Here is a 14,728-nt window from a genome sequence, read left to right as displayed (position 1 = left end):
AACCCCTCGAAGTAGGCCTCGCGCGGCGCGCCGGGAGCGAAGAGCATCAGGATCGACGCCGGCTCGTCGGCCTCGTTGCGGAAACCGTGGACGCCGCCCGGCGGGACATATAGGAAGTCGCGTGGGTGACCGTCGACCCACTCGCTGCCGTCGTAGAGCTTCATCGTCCCGGATAGGACGAAGAAGGCTTCCGACATCGCGCGGTGGAAGTGCGGTCCGGGACCGCCGCCGGCCGGGCCGATGTCGACCCGGTACAACCCGTAGTCGCCGTCGGTGGCCTGTTGATTGGCCAGGTAGTGGTACTTGACCCCGGGCGTCTCATAGTCCGGCGGCTGGTCAGCCCGCTTGAGCCACGCGCTGACCTGCGGCTCGTCGGCGGTGTAGCGGGGCGGCGGGTAGGGCGGCACGACGAGGGACATGCCTTTAGTGTCGCCCCCGCCGCGCCCTTCAGTCGAAGTGATAGACGACGCCGGTGAGTTCCTCGGAGACCGCCCACAGCCGGCGCTGCACGTCGACGTCGTGGGACTTGGCGCTCGACGCGACGACCTTCGGGTAGCCCCGCGTCTCGCCGAAGCCGTCGGGCCCGTAGTACTGGCCGCCGAGCACACCGGGGTCGGTCGCGGCGCGCAGCTGCGGCAGCGCACCGGTGGCCGCGTCCTGGGCGACGAGCGGTTCGACCACACTGAACACCCGGTGCAGCAGTGGCGGCAGGTTGCGCGACAGCTCGGTCTGCGAACCGCCCGGGTGGGCCGCCGCGGCGATCGTCGTGCCGATCGGGGCGAGCCGGCGCTGCAGCTCGTAGGTGAACAACAGATTGGCGAGCTTGGCCTGTCCGTAGGCCGCGACCCGGTTGTAGCCGCGTTCCCACTGCAGGTCGTCGAAGTGGATGCCGGCGCGGATGCGGTGGCCGATGCTGCTGACCGTGACCACCCGCGAGCCGGCGACCGGCAGCATGCGATCCAGCAGCAGGCCGGTCAGGGCGAAGTGGCCGAGGTGGTTCGTGCCGAACTGCAGCTCGAAGCCGTCCTTGGTGGTTGCCTTCGGGGTCCACATCACGCCCGCGTTGTTGATCAGCAGGTCGATGCGGTCGTGTGCGCCGCGCAGTTGGCCCGCCGCGGTGTGAATGGATTCCAGCGACGTCAGGTCGAGCTCCTGCAGTGCCACGTCGGCCTGCGGCGCCGCGGCGGCGATCCGGGCCGCCGCGTCCTTGCCCTTGTCGAGATTGCGCACCGCCAGCACGACGTGGGCGCCGTGCTCGGCGAGCGCCAGGGCCGTCTCGTAGCCCAGGCCGGTGTTGGCCCCGGTGATGACGGCCACCCGACCCGACTGGTCGGGAATGTCCGAAGTGGTCCATTTGGCCATGCGAGGCTCCTAAGCTTGTAGAGTAAACGGGGCGTGCGCTCCGGTTGATTGCCAACTATACGGAACGCGCGCCCCGTTTTGTCAACCGATGGGTGGTGAACAGATGGCGCAGCCCGTGAAGCCGTTGCGCGCCGACGCGGCCCGCAACCGCGCCCGGGTACTGGATGTCGCCTACGAAACCTTTGCGGCCGAAGGCTTGTCGGTGCCGATCGACGAGATCGCGCGCCGCGCCGGCGTCGGGGCCGGGACCGTCTACCGCCACTTCCCGACGAAGGATGCACTTTTTCAGGCGGTGATCGAAGACCAGCTGCAGCGCCTCGTCCAGGACGGCTACGGCCTGCTGAAGTCCGAGGGTCCCGCAGACGCGCTCTTCACCTTCCTGCGCTCGATCGTGTTGCAGTGGGGCGCGACGAACCGCGGCCTGGTCGACGCGCTGGCCGGACTCGGCATCGACATCGCCAGCGCTGCGCCCGACGCCGAGGACGCGTTCCTGGCCGTGCTCGACGAGCTGCTTCGCGCCGCACAGCGGGCGGGCAGCGCGCGTCCCGACATCGGCGTCCGCGAGGTCAAGTCGATCCTGGTCGGCTGCCAGGCCATGGAGGCATACAACTCTGAGCTGGCCGGGCGGGTGACCGAGGTGGTCGTCGACGGTCTGCGCGCCAAGCCATAGCGGCTATAGCATCGCGAGCGTGGCGGGGCCGATCGCGGAAGAAGAGGTGCGGGTACGGCGGCTCGTCGACGCGCAGGACAAGGCGGCGCAGCTGTTCGGTGAGATCGAGCGGCGCGCGATGATCCGCCCGGGCGTGGGAGAGCAGCAGCTTTCCGACGAGATCCGCGACCTGGCCGCCGACATGTTCGGCGTGACGCGGCACTGGCATCGGCGCATCGTGCGGGCCGGCGAGAACACCCTGCAGCCCTTCAAGGAACGCCCACCGGACCGGGTGATCGCCGCCGACGACATCGCCTACCTCGACCTGGGGCCGATCTTCGAGGAGTGGGAGGCCGACTTCGGCCGCACGTTCGTGCTCGGCGACGATCCTTTCAAGTTGGCCGTCTGCGACGCGCTGCCGCGGGTGTGGCAGGCCGGCCGCGATTACTTCGCGCAACGTCCCGACATCACCGGCGCCGAGCTGTTCGAGTATGTGGTCGACGTGGCCCGCACCGAGGGCTTCGAGTGGGGCAGCCCCATCGCCGGACATCTCCTGGGGGAGTTTCCGCACAAGAAGATCGCCGGTACCGGCGTCCAGTGGTGCATCATGCCCGGATCGGATAAGCCGATGCGGCGACGGGATCGGACCGGCCGGGTTTGCCACTGGATCCTGGAGATCCATTTGGTCGATCGCGCCCGCGGCTTCGGGGGGTTCTACGAGCAGCTGCTCGACCTGCCCTGAACCGGGCTGGGCTCTTCTTGCACTCGTCATAGGCGAGTGCTAAGAATGACGTTGGCACTCGCGATCGGTGAGTGCTAGGTCGGGACGGTGAGGCCAGCTTTGGTCGTCCGTCGCGGGCACTGCACCCGGCCAGCGTAAGTAACGGGGTGGCCGACACATGGCCACCTGGTGTCATCCCCAATCCGGAGGAATCACTTCGCAATGGCCAAGACAATTGCGTACGACGAAGAGGCCCGTCGCGGCCTCGAGCGGGGGCTCAACGCCCTCGCCGACGCGGTAAAGGTGACGTTGGGTCCCAAGGGCCGCAACGTCGTCCTAGAGAAGAAGTGGGGTGCCCCCACGATCACCAACGATGGTGTTTCCATCGCCAAGGAGATCGAGCTGGAGGACCCGTACGAGAAGATCGGCGCCGAGCTGGTCAAGGAAGTTGCCAAGAAGACCGACGACGTTGCCGGTGACGGCACGACGACGGCAACGGTGCTGGCTCAGGCGTTGGTCCGCGAGGGCCTGCGTAACGTCGCGGCCGGTGCGAATCCGCTGGGCCTCAAGCGCGGCATCGAGAAGGCCGTCGAGAAGGTCACCGAGAAGCTGCTGAAGGACGCCAAGGAGGTCGAGACCAAGGAGCAGATCGCCGCCACCGCTGCGATTTCCGCGGGCGACCAGTCGATCGGTGACCTGATCGCCGAGGCGATGGACAAGGTCGGCAACGAGGGCGTCATCACCGTCGAGGAGTCCAACACCTTCGGCCTGCAGCTCGAGCTCACCGAGGGCATGCGGTTCGACAAGGGTTACATCTCGGGCTACTTCGTCACTGACGCCGAGCGTCAGGAAGCCGTCCTGGAGGACCCCTACATCCTGCTGGTCAGCTCCAAGGTGTCGACCGTCAAGGACCTGCTTCCGTTGCTGGAGAAGGTCATTCAGGCCGGCAAGCCGCTGCTGATCATCGCCGAGGACGTCGAGGGCGAGGCTTTGAGCACCCTGGTCGTCAACAAGATCCGCGGCACCTTCAAGTCGGTGGCCGTCAAGGCCCCCGGCTTCGGTGACCGCCGCAAGGCGATGCTGCAGGACATGGCGATCCTCACCGGTGGTCAGGTGATCAGCGAAGAGGTCGGCCTGTCCCTGGAGAGCGCCGACGTCGCGCTGCTGGGTAAGGCCCGCAAGGTCGTCGTCACCAAGGACGAGACCACCATCGTCGAGGGCGCCGGTGACTCCGACGCCATCGCCGGGCGGGTGGCGCAGATCCGTTCCGAGATCGAGAACAGCGACTCCGACTACGACCGCGAGAAGCTGCAGGAGCGCCTGGCCAAGCTGGCCGGCGGTGTTGCGGTGATCAAGGCCGGGGCTGCCACCGAGGTGGAGCTCAAGGAGCGCAAGCACCGCATCGAGGACGCGGTCCGCAACGCCAAGGCGGCCGTCGAGGAGGGCATCGTCGCCGGTGGTGGCGTGGCCCTGCTGCACGCGTCGCCGTCGCTGGACGAGCTGAAGAAGCTGTCCGGTGACGAGGCGACCGGCGTCAACATCGTCAGGGTTGCGCTGGAAGCCCCGCTGAAGCAGATCGCCTTCAACTCCGGGCTGGAGCCCGGCGTTGTCGCCGAGAAGGTCCGCAACTCGCCCTCCGGTACCGGCCTGAACGCCGCCACCGGGGAGTACGAGGACCTGCTCAAGGCCGGCGTTGCCGACCCGGTCAAGGTGACCCGTTCGGCGCTGCAGAACGCGGCGTCCATCGCGGGCCTGTTCCTGACGACCGAGGCCGTCGTCGCCGACAAGCCGGAGAAGGCGGCCGCTCCCGCGGGCGACCCGACCGGTGGCATGGGCGGCATGGACTTCTAAGTCTGAGCACGAGAAAGCCCGGCTCCCTTGTGGGGCCGGGCTTTTTCGTGTGCTGAGGCCGGCCGTTTTGGCCGAGCGTGAAGCCAGCCGCACATTCGGCGCCGAGCGTGAAGCTGGCCGCACGCTCGGCGGCCGGTCGAGCCGGTGCGCTCTTCCGCCCTAAGCGGGCAGCGAGAACACCACGCAGTCGTGCAGGCAGCCCTTGGCCGCGCCGGGGGAGTCGGGGTCGGCGTCACGGTGCAGCAGGGCGCGGGTGGGCACGACGTCCAACCGCGCGGCCTCGGCGTCGGAGGCCTCGAGTGTCGCGTCGCCATCGACGATCAGCGAGTAGCCGCCCGGTTCGCGCGGCGGCCACAGCAGGGTGACGTCGCTGCGCTGTGCGAGGTTTTCGCGGGTGCGTCCGCCGATGAGGCCGACGTCGACGACGGCGCCGCCGTCGGGCAGGTCACGCAGCCGCGGCTCGACCGTCACGGTGTGCACGCGGAACCCGTCGTCGACGGTGATCAGGTACGCGTACGGGTAGTCCGGCAGAGCGGCAGCGAGCCGCTCGAGGTCCACCTTTTTCTTCGTGCGCATGATTTTCCAGAATAGGCGCCGGGCCTAGCTGGGCGCGGGGCCGGCGAGGATGCTCGGGTCGGTCGGACCGGTCAGCGGAGCGTTGGCCAGCCCCGGGTGCGTCAGGACCGGGCCCGAACCGAGGCCACCGGTGGCGGCGGTCGGCGAATTCAGCAGGCCGGAGGCCGTGCTGGTGATGCTCGAGCCGCCGGTGGCCGGGGTCGCCACGGGACCGCCATGGAAGAAGCCGGCCGTCCCGGGGCCGAGCATCAAGGGTCGCGTGGCTCCGGTGATGCCCGGCGCACCGAAAGTCAGCTCGCCGCTGCTGCTGAAATGGAAGCCGAGTTCGGTCAGGACCTGCTGCCAGGGCTCCATCCTCGCCACGGCCGCCGACGCGTCGGCGTGGTACCCGGACATCGCCGCCACGTCCGCTGCCCACATCTGCTCGTATGCGGCCTCGATGTCGGCGATCGCGGGCGTGTTCTGACCCAGCCAGTTGGTGGCCGCCAACGCCTGCACCAATCTGCGGTTGGCCGAAACCACCGCGGGCTGGACCGTGGCCGAAAGCGCCGTCTCAAAGGCCGCGGCGATGGCCGACGCCTGATGGGACACCTGTTCCGCCTGGGCCGCGGCCGCGCTGAGCCAGCTCGTGTACTGGCTGGCGACGGTCATCATGGCCGCCGAGGACGCGCCCTGCCACGTACTTCGGGCGAGATCTGACGTCACCGAAGAAAATGACGATGCCGACGAAGCCAACTCTCCGGCCAGCCCATCCCAGGCCTCCGCGGCAGCAAGCAGCGGCCCGGGGCCAGGACCGGAAAAGATGAGTGCCGAGTTGACTTCTGGCGGCAACCACGCAAAATGCGGGTTCGTCACCGACACAACTTAACCGGCATGGACCGGGCTTCGTGGCGTTATCGCGAGGCTGTGGGGCTCAGCTGACGGCCGCGGACCAACTTTCCGGGCCGGGCGGCGGTGGGCACACCGTTTTCGGCGATTATTTGCCCGGATACGACGGTCGCGACGTATCCTTCGGCGGTTTGGTCGAGGCGACGGCCGCCGGCGGGCAGGTCGTGGTTGATGATCGGCTTGTGCAGCCGCAGCGCGGCGTGGTCGATGACGTTGAGGTCGGCTTTGTACCCGACGGCGAGCCGACCGCGGTCGCCCAGCCCGGCGATGCGGGCCGGCACGGACGTGAGTTCGCGGACGGCCTCCGGCACCGTGAAGCGCCCGGATTTCCGGTCGCGCGCCCAGTGCGCCAGGAAGTACGTCGAGTAGCTGGCGTCGCAGATCATGCCGTAGTGGGCGCCGCCGTCACCGAGGCCGAGCACCACGTCGTCGCGGTGCAGCAGCTCGCCGACCGTGTCCAGCGAGTTGTTCTCCAGGTTGCTCGTGGCGACCAGCAGCATGGCGCGGCCATCGTCGTCGAGCAGCCGGTCGTAGGCCTCCTCCATCGGGTCCACGCCTTTGGCCCGGGCCCGGGAGCCGATGCTGTCCGCGGGGTCGGGCTCGTAGTTGGGGTTGTCGCCCAGCGGGAAGATCCAGTCCCACATCTGGGCCACGTACAGGATCGGGTGACCATGGCCGGGCTTGTCGGCGAGGATGCGGGCGCGGACCTCGGGCTTGCGCATCTCGGCTACCCGCTCGGCCAATGGGAGGTGCGCGATCTTGCGGTAGCTGGGGTACAGCACGAAGGGGTTGGCGGTCAGCTGCAGCCCGATGATCAGCCCGATGGGACGCGGCAGGAGCTGCGCGCTGATGTCACCGCCGGCGGCATTGGCCTTCTCGATCATCGTGATGGCGTCCGGCCACGTCGGGTCCCCGGCGTTGGCGACGACCAGGGTGAAGGTGACGGGCAGGCCGACGTCCTCGGCGACGTCGAACACGGTCTGCAGCACGGGCTGGTAACCCCCGGCCGGGATGTCGGGCACGAACTGCAGCAGGCCGCCGCCACCGTCGACGACGCCGCGGGCGATCTCTTCGATCTCCTCCCGGGCCGCGTCGTAGCTCGGGATCGGCGAGCCGCTCTCGGTCTTGTGGATCGTCAGCCGCGACGACGCGAAGCCCAGCGCTCCGGCCCCGATCGCCTCGGTGGCCAGGGCCCGCATCTTGGCGAGATCCTCGGCGGTGGCCGGCTCGCGGTTGGCGCCGCGCTGGCCCATCACGTAGACCCGCAGCGGCGAATGCGGCAGGTATGCGGCCACGTCGATGTCACGCTTGCCCGCGTCCAGCGCATCCATGTATTCGGGGAAGGTCTCCCACGTCCAGGGCAGACCCTCGGTCATGACGACGCCGGGAATGTCTTCGACCCCAGCCATCACGTCGACGAGCACGTCGTGGTCTTCCTGGCGGCAGGGCGCGAACCCGACCCCGCAGTTGCCCATCACCACGGTGGTCACGCCGTGCGCGGACGACGGGGTCAGCCGCTCCGACCAGATGGACTGCCCGTCGTAGTGCGTGTGCAGGTCGACGAAGCCGGGCGTGACCAGCAGCCCGTTGGCGTCGATCTCCCGGTCGGCGGTCTGTCCGTTCACGGCGCCGACCGCAGCGATGACGCCGTCTTTGACCGCGACATCTCCGACGTACGGCTCACCGCCCAGGCCGTCGACGATGGTGCCGTTTCGGATGATGAGGTCGTAGGTCATCTAAATAATCTACGACCGTGCCCGGGGTCTTGCCAGGGCGAATCGCATGGTGGTCGGCCGTCACAAGCCTCCCGTAGTGTCGCCAGTATGGCCAGCACCGACGATGCCGCCCAAGAGCTGCTCCGCGACTTCTTCACTCGGTTGATCGAGCACGTCGACGAGGTGACCGAGGGATTGACCGACGAGGTGTCCAACTACCGGCCGACCGCCAACGCCAACAGCATCGCCTGGCTCGTATGGCACAGCGCACGAGTGCAGGACATTCAGTTGGCCCATGTGGCGGGCGTCGAACAGGTGTGGACCCGCGACGGCTGGGTGGACCGCTTCAACCTCGACCTGCCGCGCAACGACACCGGCTACGGGCACGGCCCCGACGAGGTGGCGAAGGTGCATGCCCCGGCGGACCTGTTGTCGGGCTACTACCACGCCGTGCACGAGCTCAGCCTGGAATACGTCGCCGGCGTGACGGCCGACGAGCTGTGCCGCGTCGTCGACAAGAACTGGGACCCGCCGGTTACGGCCAGTGCGCGGCTGGTGAGCATCATCGACGACTGCGCTCAGCATCTCGGGCAGGCCGCTTACCTGCGGGGCATTCAGTAGGTTATTTCACGTGCGGTCCGCGTTGACGGTGGTCTTGTGGCTGGCCACCACGGTCGCGTTGGCGGTGGCGGTCCCCGCGTTGTGGGTGCAGTGCAACGTCGTCGATGAGGGTGGCTACGTCGCGCTCGCGCAGCGGGCCGCCGTCGACCCGGGACTGCAAGCCGCCGCGGCCGACGAGCTCACCAACCGCGCGATGGCGTTGATCGCGGCCCACAGCGGCGGGCGCCAGCCGGTCGACAGCGCGGAGGTGCATTCCGCTGCCGCCGCGTTCACGGCCGGACCGTCGTTCCCGGCGCTGTTCGCCGAGGCGAACCGCGCCGCGCACCGCTGGTTGTTCGCCGCCGACGGGTCCGGCGGATCGTGGGTCATCGACGTGGCGCCGATGCTCAAGGACGCCTCGATACAGCGAATACTGGTCGATCACAACGTCAAAGTGCCTGCGACGCTTACCGTTCCGCTGACCTCGTCGGTGCCGCACTCGTTGCATCAGGGTCAGCTGAGCCCGCTGTCCACCTGGGGCCCGGTGCTCAGTATCGGGGCGGCGGCCCTCGGCGGCTTCTGCGCACTGCTGACGCTTGCCGCGGCGCGCCGCCGCGGCAAGGCGCTGACCAGTCTCGGTGTCTGCGCGCTGCTCGTCGGTGCGGCCGGCTGGGCGGGCATCGAGGTCGGCGGCCGCCGCATCAACGACGTGTTGAATCACGCCACCGGCGATGTGCGCCGCATCGCCGAGGCGATGGTCGGTCATGCCGAAGCCGGTCTGCACCAATGGCTCGACTTCACGCTGATCGCCGGCGTCGTCCTGGTGGGCTTCGGCTTCGTCGTCGCGATGCTGGGCGGTATCGCCAAGAAGTCCTGAACCGGCGGCCTAGCCGAAGGTGAACGAAAAGACTTGCAGCCCAGGGCTGACCCGCATGTCGAGCTGGTCGCGTTGGGCGTCGGTATCGGCCACGATCTGATGCAGCGTGGGCGCCCCGCCGATGGGCGTCGTGGTGGTTTTTCCGTCCCGGGTCACGGTGAGCGTGCCGGTCCCGTCGACGACGGCGTAGACGTTCTTGCCGGTGTAGTTCAGCCGGATGGCGGCGTCGTCGCTGTCCGCGGTGGCGCCCTGATCGTCGAGCTTCCACCTGCCGGTCAAAGCGAACTTATCGTTGGCAAGCTGCGGGGGATAGCTGAATGTGGTTGTGCCCGACTTGTAGTCGCCGCTCCCGCCGTAGTTTGCGATTCTGTCCGCGCTCAGGTAGGTCTCGGGTGTGAGCCTGGTATTCGGCGTGGTGTCGGCGGAATTCGTCGGCCCGGGCAGTTGGCCGCCGGCATGGGCGTCGGCCAGTAGTTCACGGATCAGCTTCTCGGTGCCGTCGTAATCGCCTTCACCGAACTTCGTGTGCCGGATCGTCCCGTTCGCATCGATCAGGTATTCGGCCGGCCAGTACAGGTTTTGGTAGTTGTTCCAGGTCGCGTCGGAGTTGTCCAGTGCGATCGGATAGGGGATGTGCAGCGCGGCGGCGCCGCTGGCCACGTTGGCGGGCACCCGCTCGAACGCGTACTCCGGGGTGTGCACGCCGATGGCGACGAAGCCGTGGTCGTGATACCGGTTGTACCAGTCGATTACGTGCGGGATGGCGCGCTGGCAGTTGATGCAGGAGTACGCCCAGAAGTCGATCAGCACGACCTTGCCGCGCAACGACGCCAGGTCGATCGGCGCACCGCCCGGGGTGTTGAGCCAATCCGTGAGGCCGACGAGGGCGGGCGCGGCCCCGCACTCCTCGAGCTGGTCGGCGCCCTCGGTGCAATCGCTCAGTTGCCCCTTCGAACCGGCGCCACCGGGGCTGCTCGGGGTGCTCGGACTGCCCGGCGCAAGCTGCTGCCGGATGTCGTTGGCGCCGATCGCTTTTTGCATCGACGCCGTGTAGTCGGGGACGGCGCGCTGCAGCATCGCGGGCAGATTGAACACCAGGGCCACGGCGAGGACGATCATCGTGATCCCGCCGATGACCTGAATTGTGCGCTGGCGGCGGCGAAATGCGCCCACGCGCTCGGCGACGCCGCGCCCGGCGAGCGCGAAAACCAGCAGCGGCAGGGCGGTACCGATCGCGAACGTCGCGGTCAGGATGAGGATCGGCCACCCGAAGTGTGCCGTGCCGCCGGCGACCACGATCGCGGCGAGCACGGGTCCCGCGCACGGCACGTAAAGTGCCCCCAACGCCAGACCGAGGCCGAAACCGCTTCGCCCGCTTCCGATTTGACGCTGCGGGATGCGGGCGAAGGGTCGTTCGAGCAAGTGCTGCAGGGCCGGAAAGATCAACCCCAGCCCGATGACGGTCAGCACCACCAGGGCGGCCCAGCGGATGGCGTCCTGCGGCAGGTGCAGCGCCGACAGCAGGGCCGAGCCGGCCAGGGTCACGACGCTGAAGCTGCAGACCAGGCCCGCGATCACCAGGTACGGGCGGCCGCCGGAACTGCTGACCCGGTCGCTGTCCAGACCGGACAAGAAAATCACCGGCAGCACCGGCAGGATGCACGGCGAGATCCCGGTGATCAAGCCGCCGAGAAATCCGATCAGCGCGATTGTGGGCATGCGGCTACTCGGCGGACCGGCGTGGCCTGAAGGAGCGGGTCACAGCGGCACCCGCCAAAAGGCGTCAAATAAAACGAACGCTGGGGACTAGGCCCAGTTCCAAACCGACATGTCGCCGGGCGGGTACTGACTGCACACGTCGGTGGACTTCGCGACGACGCCCTTGTTGTTGAAGAAGATCTTCATGTGGTTGGGCCAGGCCACCCACAGCGGGTCGGAGACGGGCGCGTAGAAGTTCTCGGAGTAGTTCCGGCGGTCCTGTGGCGACAGCGAGTAGAACCAGTGCGCCTTGTCGATCGTCGCCTGCTGGACGTTCGGGTGGTTGTTGTAGTCGATCATGTACCGCTGGTAATACACCGGGCTGGTGTCGCGGGTGGCCGCCATAATCTGCTCGGCGTCACAGGTCGTGTTGATCATTCGGCGGGGGATCGGGAAATCCTCCGTGGAGTCCGCAACAGCGGTCTTCGGGAAGGTCGCAGCGGCCATCCCCAGGGCAATAACGGCGGCGCCTACACGCAAGCCAGAACGAAGCCGAGACATAACCGTTACGGTATCACTTTTCGGCTGGGCGCGGACTGTTCCCAGCGGATCGCCAGCAGATCCCTAGTTCGTCTCAGTATCAGTCGCTATCAGGGACGATGACGTGCGTGGGGTCCGGACGCAGCTCCGGCGGGGCCTGACTGTAGTCGCCGAACGGTCCGTCGCGGCGCTCGACGGCCGCCCGTACCCCCTGCGTCTGGGCGGTGTCGATGAAGTCGAGGGCGTCGGGGGTGTTGCGCATCAGCCCGTCGAGAATCCCGCCCAGCGTCTGGGTCGACGCCAGGCCCATGTTCTCGTAGGCCTGGTTGACGATGAGCTTCTGGGCCCGCAGCTGCGACAGCGGGATCTGTGTCAGCTCGGCGGCGATCTCGGCGACGCGGGCCTCGAGGCGCTCGAACGGCACCGCCTCGTTGATCAGCTCGATCTCGGCGGCCTGCACACCGGTCAACGGCCGGCCGGTCAGCGAATGCCACTTGGCCTTGGCCAGGCTCAGCCGGTAGAGCCACATGCCCGTCAGATACGCGCCCCACATTCGGCTGTACGGCGTGCCGATCACGGCGTCCTCGCTGGCCACGATGATGTCGGCGCACAGCGCGTAGTCGCTGGCCCCGCCCACGCACCAGCCGTGCACCTGCGCGATCACCGGCTTGGACGCCCGCCAGATGGCCATGAACTTCTGCGTCGGCCCGGTCTCGCGGGCGCTGACCATCGCGAAGTCCTTACCCGGATCCCATTTGCCGTCGGTCATCATGGCTTCGCCCCACCGCTGGAAGCCGCCGCCGAAGTCGTAGCCGCCGGAGAAGGCCCGGCCGGCCCCGCGCAGCACGATCACCTTGATCGCCTGGTCGCGCTCGGCCAGGCCGATGGCCGCCTCGATCTCGTCGGGCATCGGCGGCACGATGGTGTTGAGCTGCTCCGGGCGGTTCAGCGTGATGGTGGCAACCGGACCGGTCGTCTTGTACAGCAGCGTCTCGAAGTCGGGCATGACCCTAGCCCTCCTTGCCCGGAGGATCGGGCTCGCGGTTTTCCGGCGACGACGCATAGATGCGCTCGCCGATCTTGAGGTAGGGCGTCGTGAGGTAGGCGGACAGCACGACGATGCCGGAGAAGATCACTGCCACGATGACGGCGTTCGGCCAGACCTTGCCCACCCCGGCCGCGAAGCTGACGATGCCAATGATCGAGGTCGCCCAGTAGAACCGTCGGCCGGCGCGGCGGTCGGAGATGAAGCGGTACCGCGCCTGCGCGGCCCCGACCAGGACGAAGATCAACCCGGTCGCCAACAAGGTGAGTTCGATGCGGTCGGTCGTTGACACGTCGACGATCCTATGGCCCGACGACCTGGATGACTCCAGCGGTGAACCCGCCGACGAACAACCGTCCCGACTGCGAGTCCACGCCGATCGTGTACGGGTCCTGCACCGTTGCGATCCGCCGAATCTCGCGGGGCGTCGACTGCGACATGTCGTAGCAGACGACCTCGTTGGTGCCCGAGGAGGCGACCCAGAGTTCGTCGCGCACAGCGTCGTAGGCGATGCCGTAGGGACCGCCCGGCTGTGCGACGCTCGCCACTTGCCGCGGTGCCGGCAGCGGCTCGAACACCCGGATGGCGTCGCCACGCGTGTCGGTGGCGATCATCCGGCCGTGCCGATCGGTGACCAGATGGGTGGGGCCCGCGCCGGCCTGAGTAGAGCCGACGACGGACAGCTTCTCCGCGTCGTACACCGTCAACGTGTTCCTGCGTGCATCGAGCATGCCGACGGTGGTGCCGAATGCGGCGAGGCCGGCCGGCTGCACGCTGTCGGTGAAGATCTTCACGACCTTGCCATCGCGCAATGCGCTCACCGTGCCGCCGTGTTCGTTTCCGACGAAGACGGTGCCGTTGGAGGCCGCGGCGGCATCGTGCGGGAAGGTGCCCGTGACGATCGGTGGCGACGCGGTGCCGTCCGGTAACCGCACTTGCACCAAGGCATTTGCGGTCTCGACCGGCACCATGACCGGTCCGCCCGGCCCGGCGAGTTCCAGGTGGCGCGCCGAACCAGGCAGGTCGATCCGCCGGGTTTCAGTCAGTGAGTCGGCGCCCAGCAGCACCAGTTGATTGGGGTCGCTGGTGGCGACGGCGATGGTGCGGGTCACGGGGTCGACGGCGACACCTTCGAGATGCGCTGCGACGGAGACGATCTCGCCCGCAGGCGTGCCGCTCGGCGCGGGTGCGTTGCGCGGCTCGGCCGCCGGCGGCAACACGGCGGCCGGCGTCGAGTGGGCGCCCTGGTGACCGCATGCCACCACAACCGCGGCGCCCAGCACCGCCGCGGCCCCGCGCAGGTTCATCCCGACGCCAGCATCCGCCACAGGAACGAGTAGGTCAGCGCGGACTTGAACGCGACCTGTTCGTTGTCGGCGGCGCCGGCGTGGCCGCCCTCGATGTTCTCGTAGTAAAAGACCCGATGGTTCGCGGCCTCGAGTGCCGCCGTCATCTTGCGGGCATGCCCAGGATGCACCCGGTCGTCGCGGGTGGACGTGGTCATCAGCACCGGCGGGTACCGCCTCGTCGCCGAAATATTCTGATACGGCGAGTATTCGGAGATGAATTCCCAGTCGTCTTCATTGTCCGGGTCGCCGTATTCGGCCATCCACGACGCACCCGCCAGCAGCAGGTGGTAGCGCTTCATGTCCAGCAGTGGCACGCTGCACACCAGCGCGCCGAACCTCTCGGGGTACTTGGTCAGCATGATGCCCATCAGCAGGCCCCCGTTGCTACCGCCCTGCGCGCCAAGCTGCTCGACCCTGGTGATGCCGCGGCTCACCAAATCGCTTGCCACCGCGGCGAAGTCCTCACCTACCTTGTGCCTGCCCTCGCGCATCGCCTGGGTGTGCCAGCCGGGTCCGTACTCACCGCCGCCGCGAATGTTGGCCAGCACATAGGTTCCACCGCGAGCCAGCCACAACCGGCCCAGCACACCGCTGTAGCCCGGGGTGTTGGCCGTTTCGAACCCGCCATAGCCATACAGCATGGTCGGCCCGGGGCCCGCCGCATCGGAGGGACGAACGACGAAGTACGGGATGGCCGTGCCGTCCTCGGAGGTAGCGAAATACTGTGCAACGGAAAGATTTTCGGCATCGAAGAACGCCGGCGCGGACTTGATCTCGTCGAGGGGACCGTCGCCGGTGCCGCGCATCAGTCGCGACGGCGCGACGAACGAGCTTGAGTCCAAGAAGAATTCATCGCC

General features: G+C 68.0%; 15 protein-coding genes and 1 pseudogene. 5 read left to right on the top strand and 11 right to left on the bottom strand.

What is annotated here, in order from left to right:
• Together JOZ00_RS21910 and JOZ00_RS21905 are read right to left on the bottom strand one after the other, a co-directional pair.
• Nucleotides 1–419 (bottom strand): cupin domain-containing protein (locus tag JOZ00_RS21910; RefSeq protein ID WP_293347933.1); only part of this gene is annotated, 419 nt, incomplete at its 3' end.
• A gap of 28 nt (nt 420–447) precedes the next feature.
• A complete protein-coding gene (locus JOZ00_RS21905; RefSeq protein ID WP_293347930.1) occupies nt 448–1,362 on the bottom strand; it encodes an SDR family NAD(P)-dependent oxidoreductase in 915 nt (304 codons plus the stop codon).
• Nucleotides 1,363–1,465: 103 nt separating this feature from the next.
• Between JOZ00_RS21905 and JOZ00_RS21900 the strand changes: the two genes are divergently transcribed.
• From JOZ00_RS21900 to groL, 3 genes are all read left to right on the top strand, one after another.
• Nucleotides 1,466–2,032 (top strand): TetR/AcrR family transcriptional regulator, encoded by a 567-nt coding sequence (locus JOZ00_RS21900; RefSeq protein ID WP_293347927.1) that lies wholly within the window; start codon nt 1,466–1,468, stop codon nt 2,030–2,032.
• 19 nt (nt 2,033–2,051) lie between these two features.
• Nucleotides 2,052–2,753, top strand: coding sequence for a M24 family metallopeptidase (locus JOZ00_RS21895; protein ID WP_293347924.1), 702 nt, complete (start codon nt 2,052–2,054; stop codon nt 2,751–2,753).
• Nucleotides 2,754–2,954: 201 nt separating this feature from the next.
• Nucleotides 2,955–4,583 carry a chaperonin GroEL gene (groL, locus tag JOZ00_RS21890; protein WP_293347921.1) on the top strand — a complete coding sequence of 543 codons (1,629 nt, stop codon included), beginning with the start codon at nt 2,955–2,957 and terminating at the stop codon, nt 4,581–4,583.
• Between the two features lie 159 nt (nt 4,584–4,742).
• On the opposite strand, the gene JOZ00_RS21885 is transcribed toward groL, so the two are convergent.
• The 3 genes and pseudogenes from JOZ00_RS21885 to JOZ00_RS21875 form a co-directional block, all read right to left on the bottom strand.
• Nucleotides 4,743–5,159, bottom strand: coding sequence for a pyridoxamine 5'-phosphate oxidase family protein (locus JOZ00_RS21885; protein WP_293347918.1), 417 nt, complete (start codon nt 5,157–5,159; stop codon nt 4,743–4,745).
• 261 nt (nt 5,160–5,420) lie between these two features.
• Nucleotides 5,421–6,014: pseudogene (locus tag JOZ00_RS21880) on the bottom strand (PPE family protein); the annotation flags it as partial.
• 38 nt (nt 6,015–6,052) lie between these two features.
• On the bottom strand, nt 6,053–7,783 hold the full coding sequence (locus JOZ00_RS21875) for an amidohydrolase family protein (RefSeq protein ID WP_293347915.1): 1,731 nt from the start codon (nt 7,781–7,783) through the stop codon (nt 6,053–6,055).
• A gap of 87 nt (nt 7,784–7,870) precedes the next feature.
• Here JOZ00_RS21875 and JOZ00_RS21870 point away from each other — a divergent pair, with 87 nt between their 5' ends.
• Together JOZ00_RS21870 and JOZ00_RS21865 are read left to right on the top strand one after the other, a co-directional pair.
• A complete protein-coding gene (locus JOZ00_RS21870; RefSeq protein ID WP_293347912.1) occupies nt 7,871–8,383 on the top strand; it encodes a mycothiol transferase in 513 nt (170 codons plus the stop codon).
• 10 nt (nt 8,384–8,393) lie between these two features.
• Complete coding sequence (locus tag JOZ00_RS21865) at nt 8,394–9,239, top strand: hypothetical protein (RefSeq protein WP_293347909.1); 846 nt, start codon at nt 8,394–8,396, stop codon at nt 9,237–9,239.
• A gap of 9 nt (nt 9,240–9,248) precedes the next feature.
• Here JOZ00_RS21865 and JOZ00_RS21860 read toward each other — a convergent pair whose 3' ends face one another.
• The 6 genes from JOZ00_RS21860 to JOZ00_RS21835 all read right to left on the bottom strand — a co-directional run.
• Complete coding sequence (locus JOZ00_RS21860; protein WP_293347906.1) at nt 9,249–10,958, bottom strand: cytochrome c biogenesis protein CcdA; 1,710 nt, start codon at nt 10,956–10,958, stop codon at nt 9,249–9,251.
• Nucleotides 10,959–11,045: 87 nt separating this feature from the next.
• On the bottom strand, nt 11,046–11,498 hold the full coding sequence (locus JOZ00_RS21855; protein WP_293347903.1) for a DUF5078 domain-containing protein: 453 nt from the start codon (nt 11,496–11,498) through the stop codon (nt 11,046–11,048).
• 79 nt (nt 11,499–11,577) lie between these two features.
• Nucleotides 11,578–12,483: a crotonase/enoyl-CoA hydratase family protein gene (locus tag JOZ00_RS21850; RefSeq protein WP_293347900.1), complete on the bottom strand. Its 906-nt coding sequence runs from the start codon at nt 12,481–12,483 to the stop codon at nt 11,578–11,580.
• A 4-nt stretch (nt 12,484–12,487) separates the two neighbouring features.
• Nucleotides 12,488–12,814, bottom strand: coding sequence for a hypothetical protein (locus tag JOZ00_RS21845; RefSeq protein ID WP_293347897.1), 327 nt, complete (start codon nt 12,812–12,814; stop codon nt 12,488–12,490).
• A gap of 10 nt (nt 12,815–12,824) precedes the next feature.
• Nucleotides 12,825–13,850, bottom strand: coding sequence for a YncE family protein (locus JOZ00_RS21840; protein WP_293347894.1), 1,026 nt, complete (start codon nt 13,848–13,850; stop codon nt 12,825–12,827).
• On the bottom strand, nt 13,826–14,728 hold a 903-nt coding region (locus JOZ00_RS21835), incomplete at its 5' end, for a prolyl oligopeptidase family serine peptidase (protein WP_293347891.1). The genes JOZ00_RS21840 and JOZ00_RS21835, both read right to left, overlap by 25 nt.

Source organism: Mycobacterium sp., assembly GCF_019243155.1.
In the GTDB taxonomy this organism is placed as follows: domain Bacteria; phylum Actinomycetota; class Actinomycetes; order Mycobacteriales; family Mycobacteriaceae; genus Mycobacterium.
Note: the sequence above shows the minus strand (reverse complement) of the source record. Positions and strands in the feature narration are given on the sequence as shown.

What these genes read in the sequence shown, in the direction of transcription:
- JOZ00_RS21850 (WP_293347900.1), bottom strand. Translation starts at nt 12,483, where the DNA reads ATGCCCGACTTCGAGACGCTGCTGTACAAGACGACCGGTCCGGTTGCC.
- JOZ00_RS21875 (WP_293347915.1), bottom strand. Translation starts at nt 7,783, where the DNA reads ATGACCTACGACCTCATCATCCGAAACGGCACCATCGTCGACGGCCTG.
- groL (WP_293347921.1), top strand. Translation starts at nt 2,955, where the DNA reads ATGGCCAAGACAATTGCGTACGACGAAGAGGCCCGTCGCGGCCTCGAG.
- JOZ00_RS21885 (WP_293347918.1), bottom strand. Translation starts at nt 5,159, where the DNA reads ATGCGCACGAAGAAAAAGGTGGACCTCGAGCGGCTCGCTGCCGCTCTG.
- JOZ00_RS21870 (WP_293347912.1), top strand. Translation starts at nt 7,871, where the DNA reads ATGGCCAGCACCGACGATGCCGCCCAAGAGCTGCTCCGCGACTTCTTC.
- JOZ00_RS21905 (WP_293347930.1), bottom strand. Translation starts at nt 1,362, where the DNA reads ATGGCCAAATGGACCACTTCGGACATTCCCGACCAGTCGGGTCGGGTG.
- JOZ00_RS21855 (WP_293347903.1), bottom strand. Translation starts at nt 11,498, where the DNA reads ATGTCTCGGCTTCGTTCTGGCTTGCGTGTAGGCGCCGCCGTTATTGCC.
- JOZ00_RS21900 (WP_293347927.1), top strand. Translation starts at nt 1,466, where the DNA reads ATGGCGCAGCCCGTGAAGCCGTTGCGCGCCGACGCGGCCCGCAACCGC.
- JOZ00_RS21860 (WP_293347906.1), bottom strand. Translation starts at nt 10,958, where the DNA reads ATGCCCACAATCGCGCTGATCGGATTTCTCGGCGGCTTGATCACCGGG.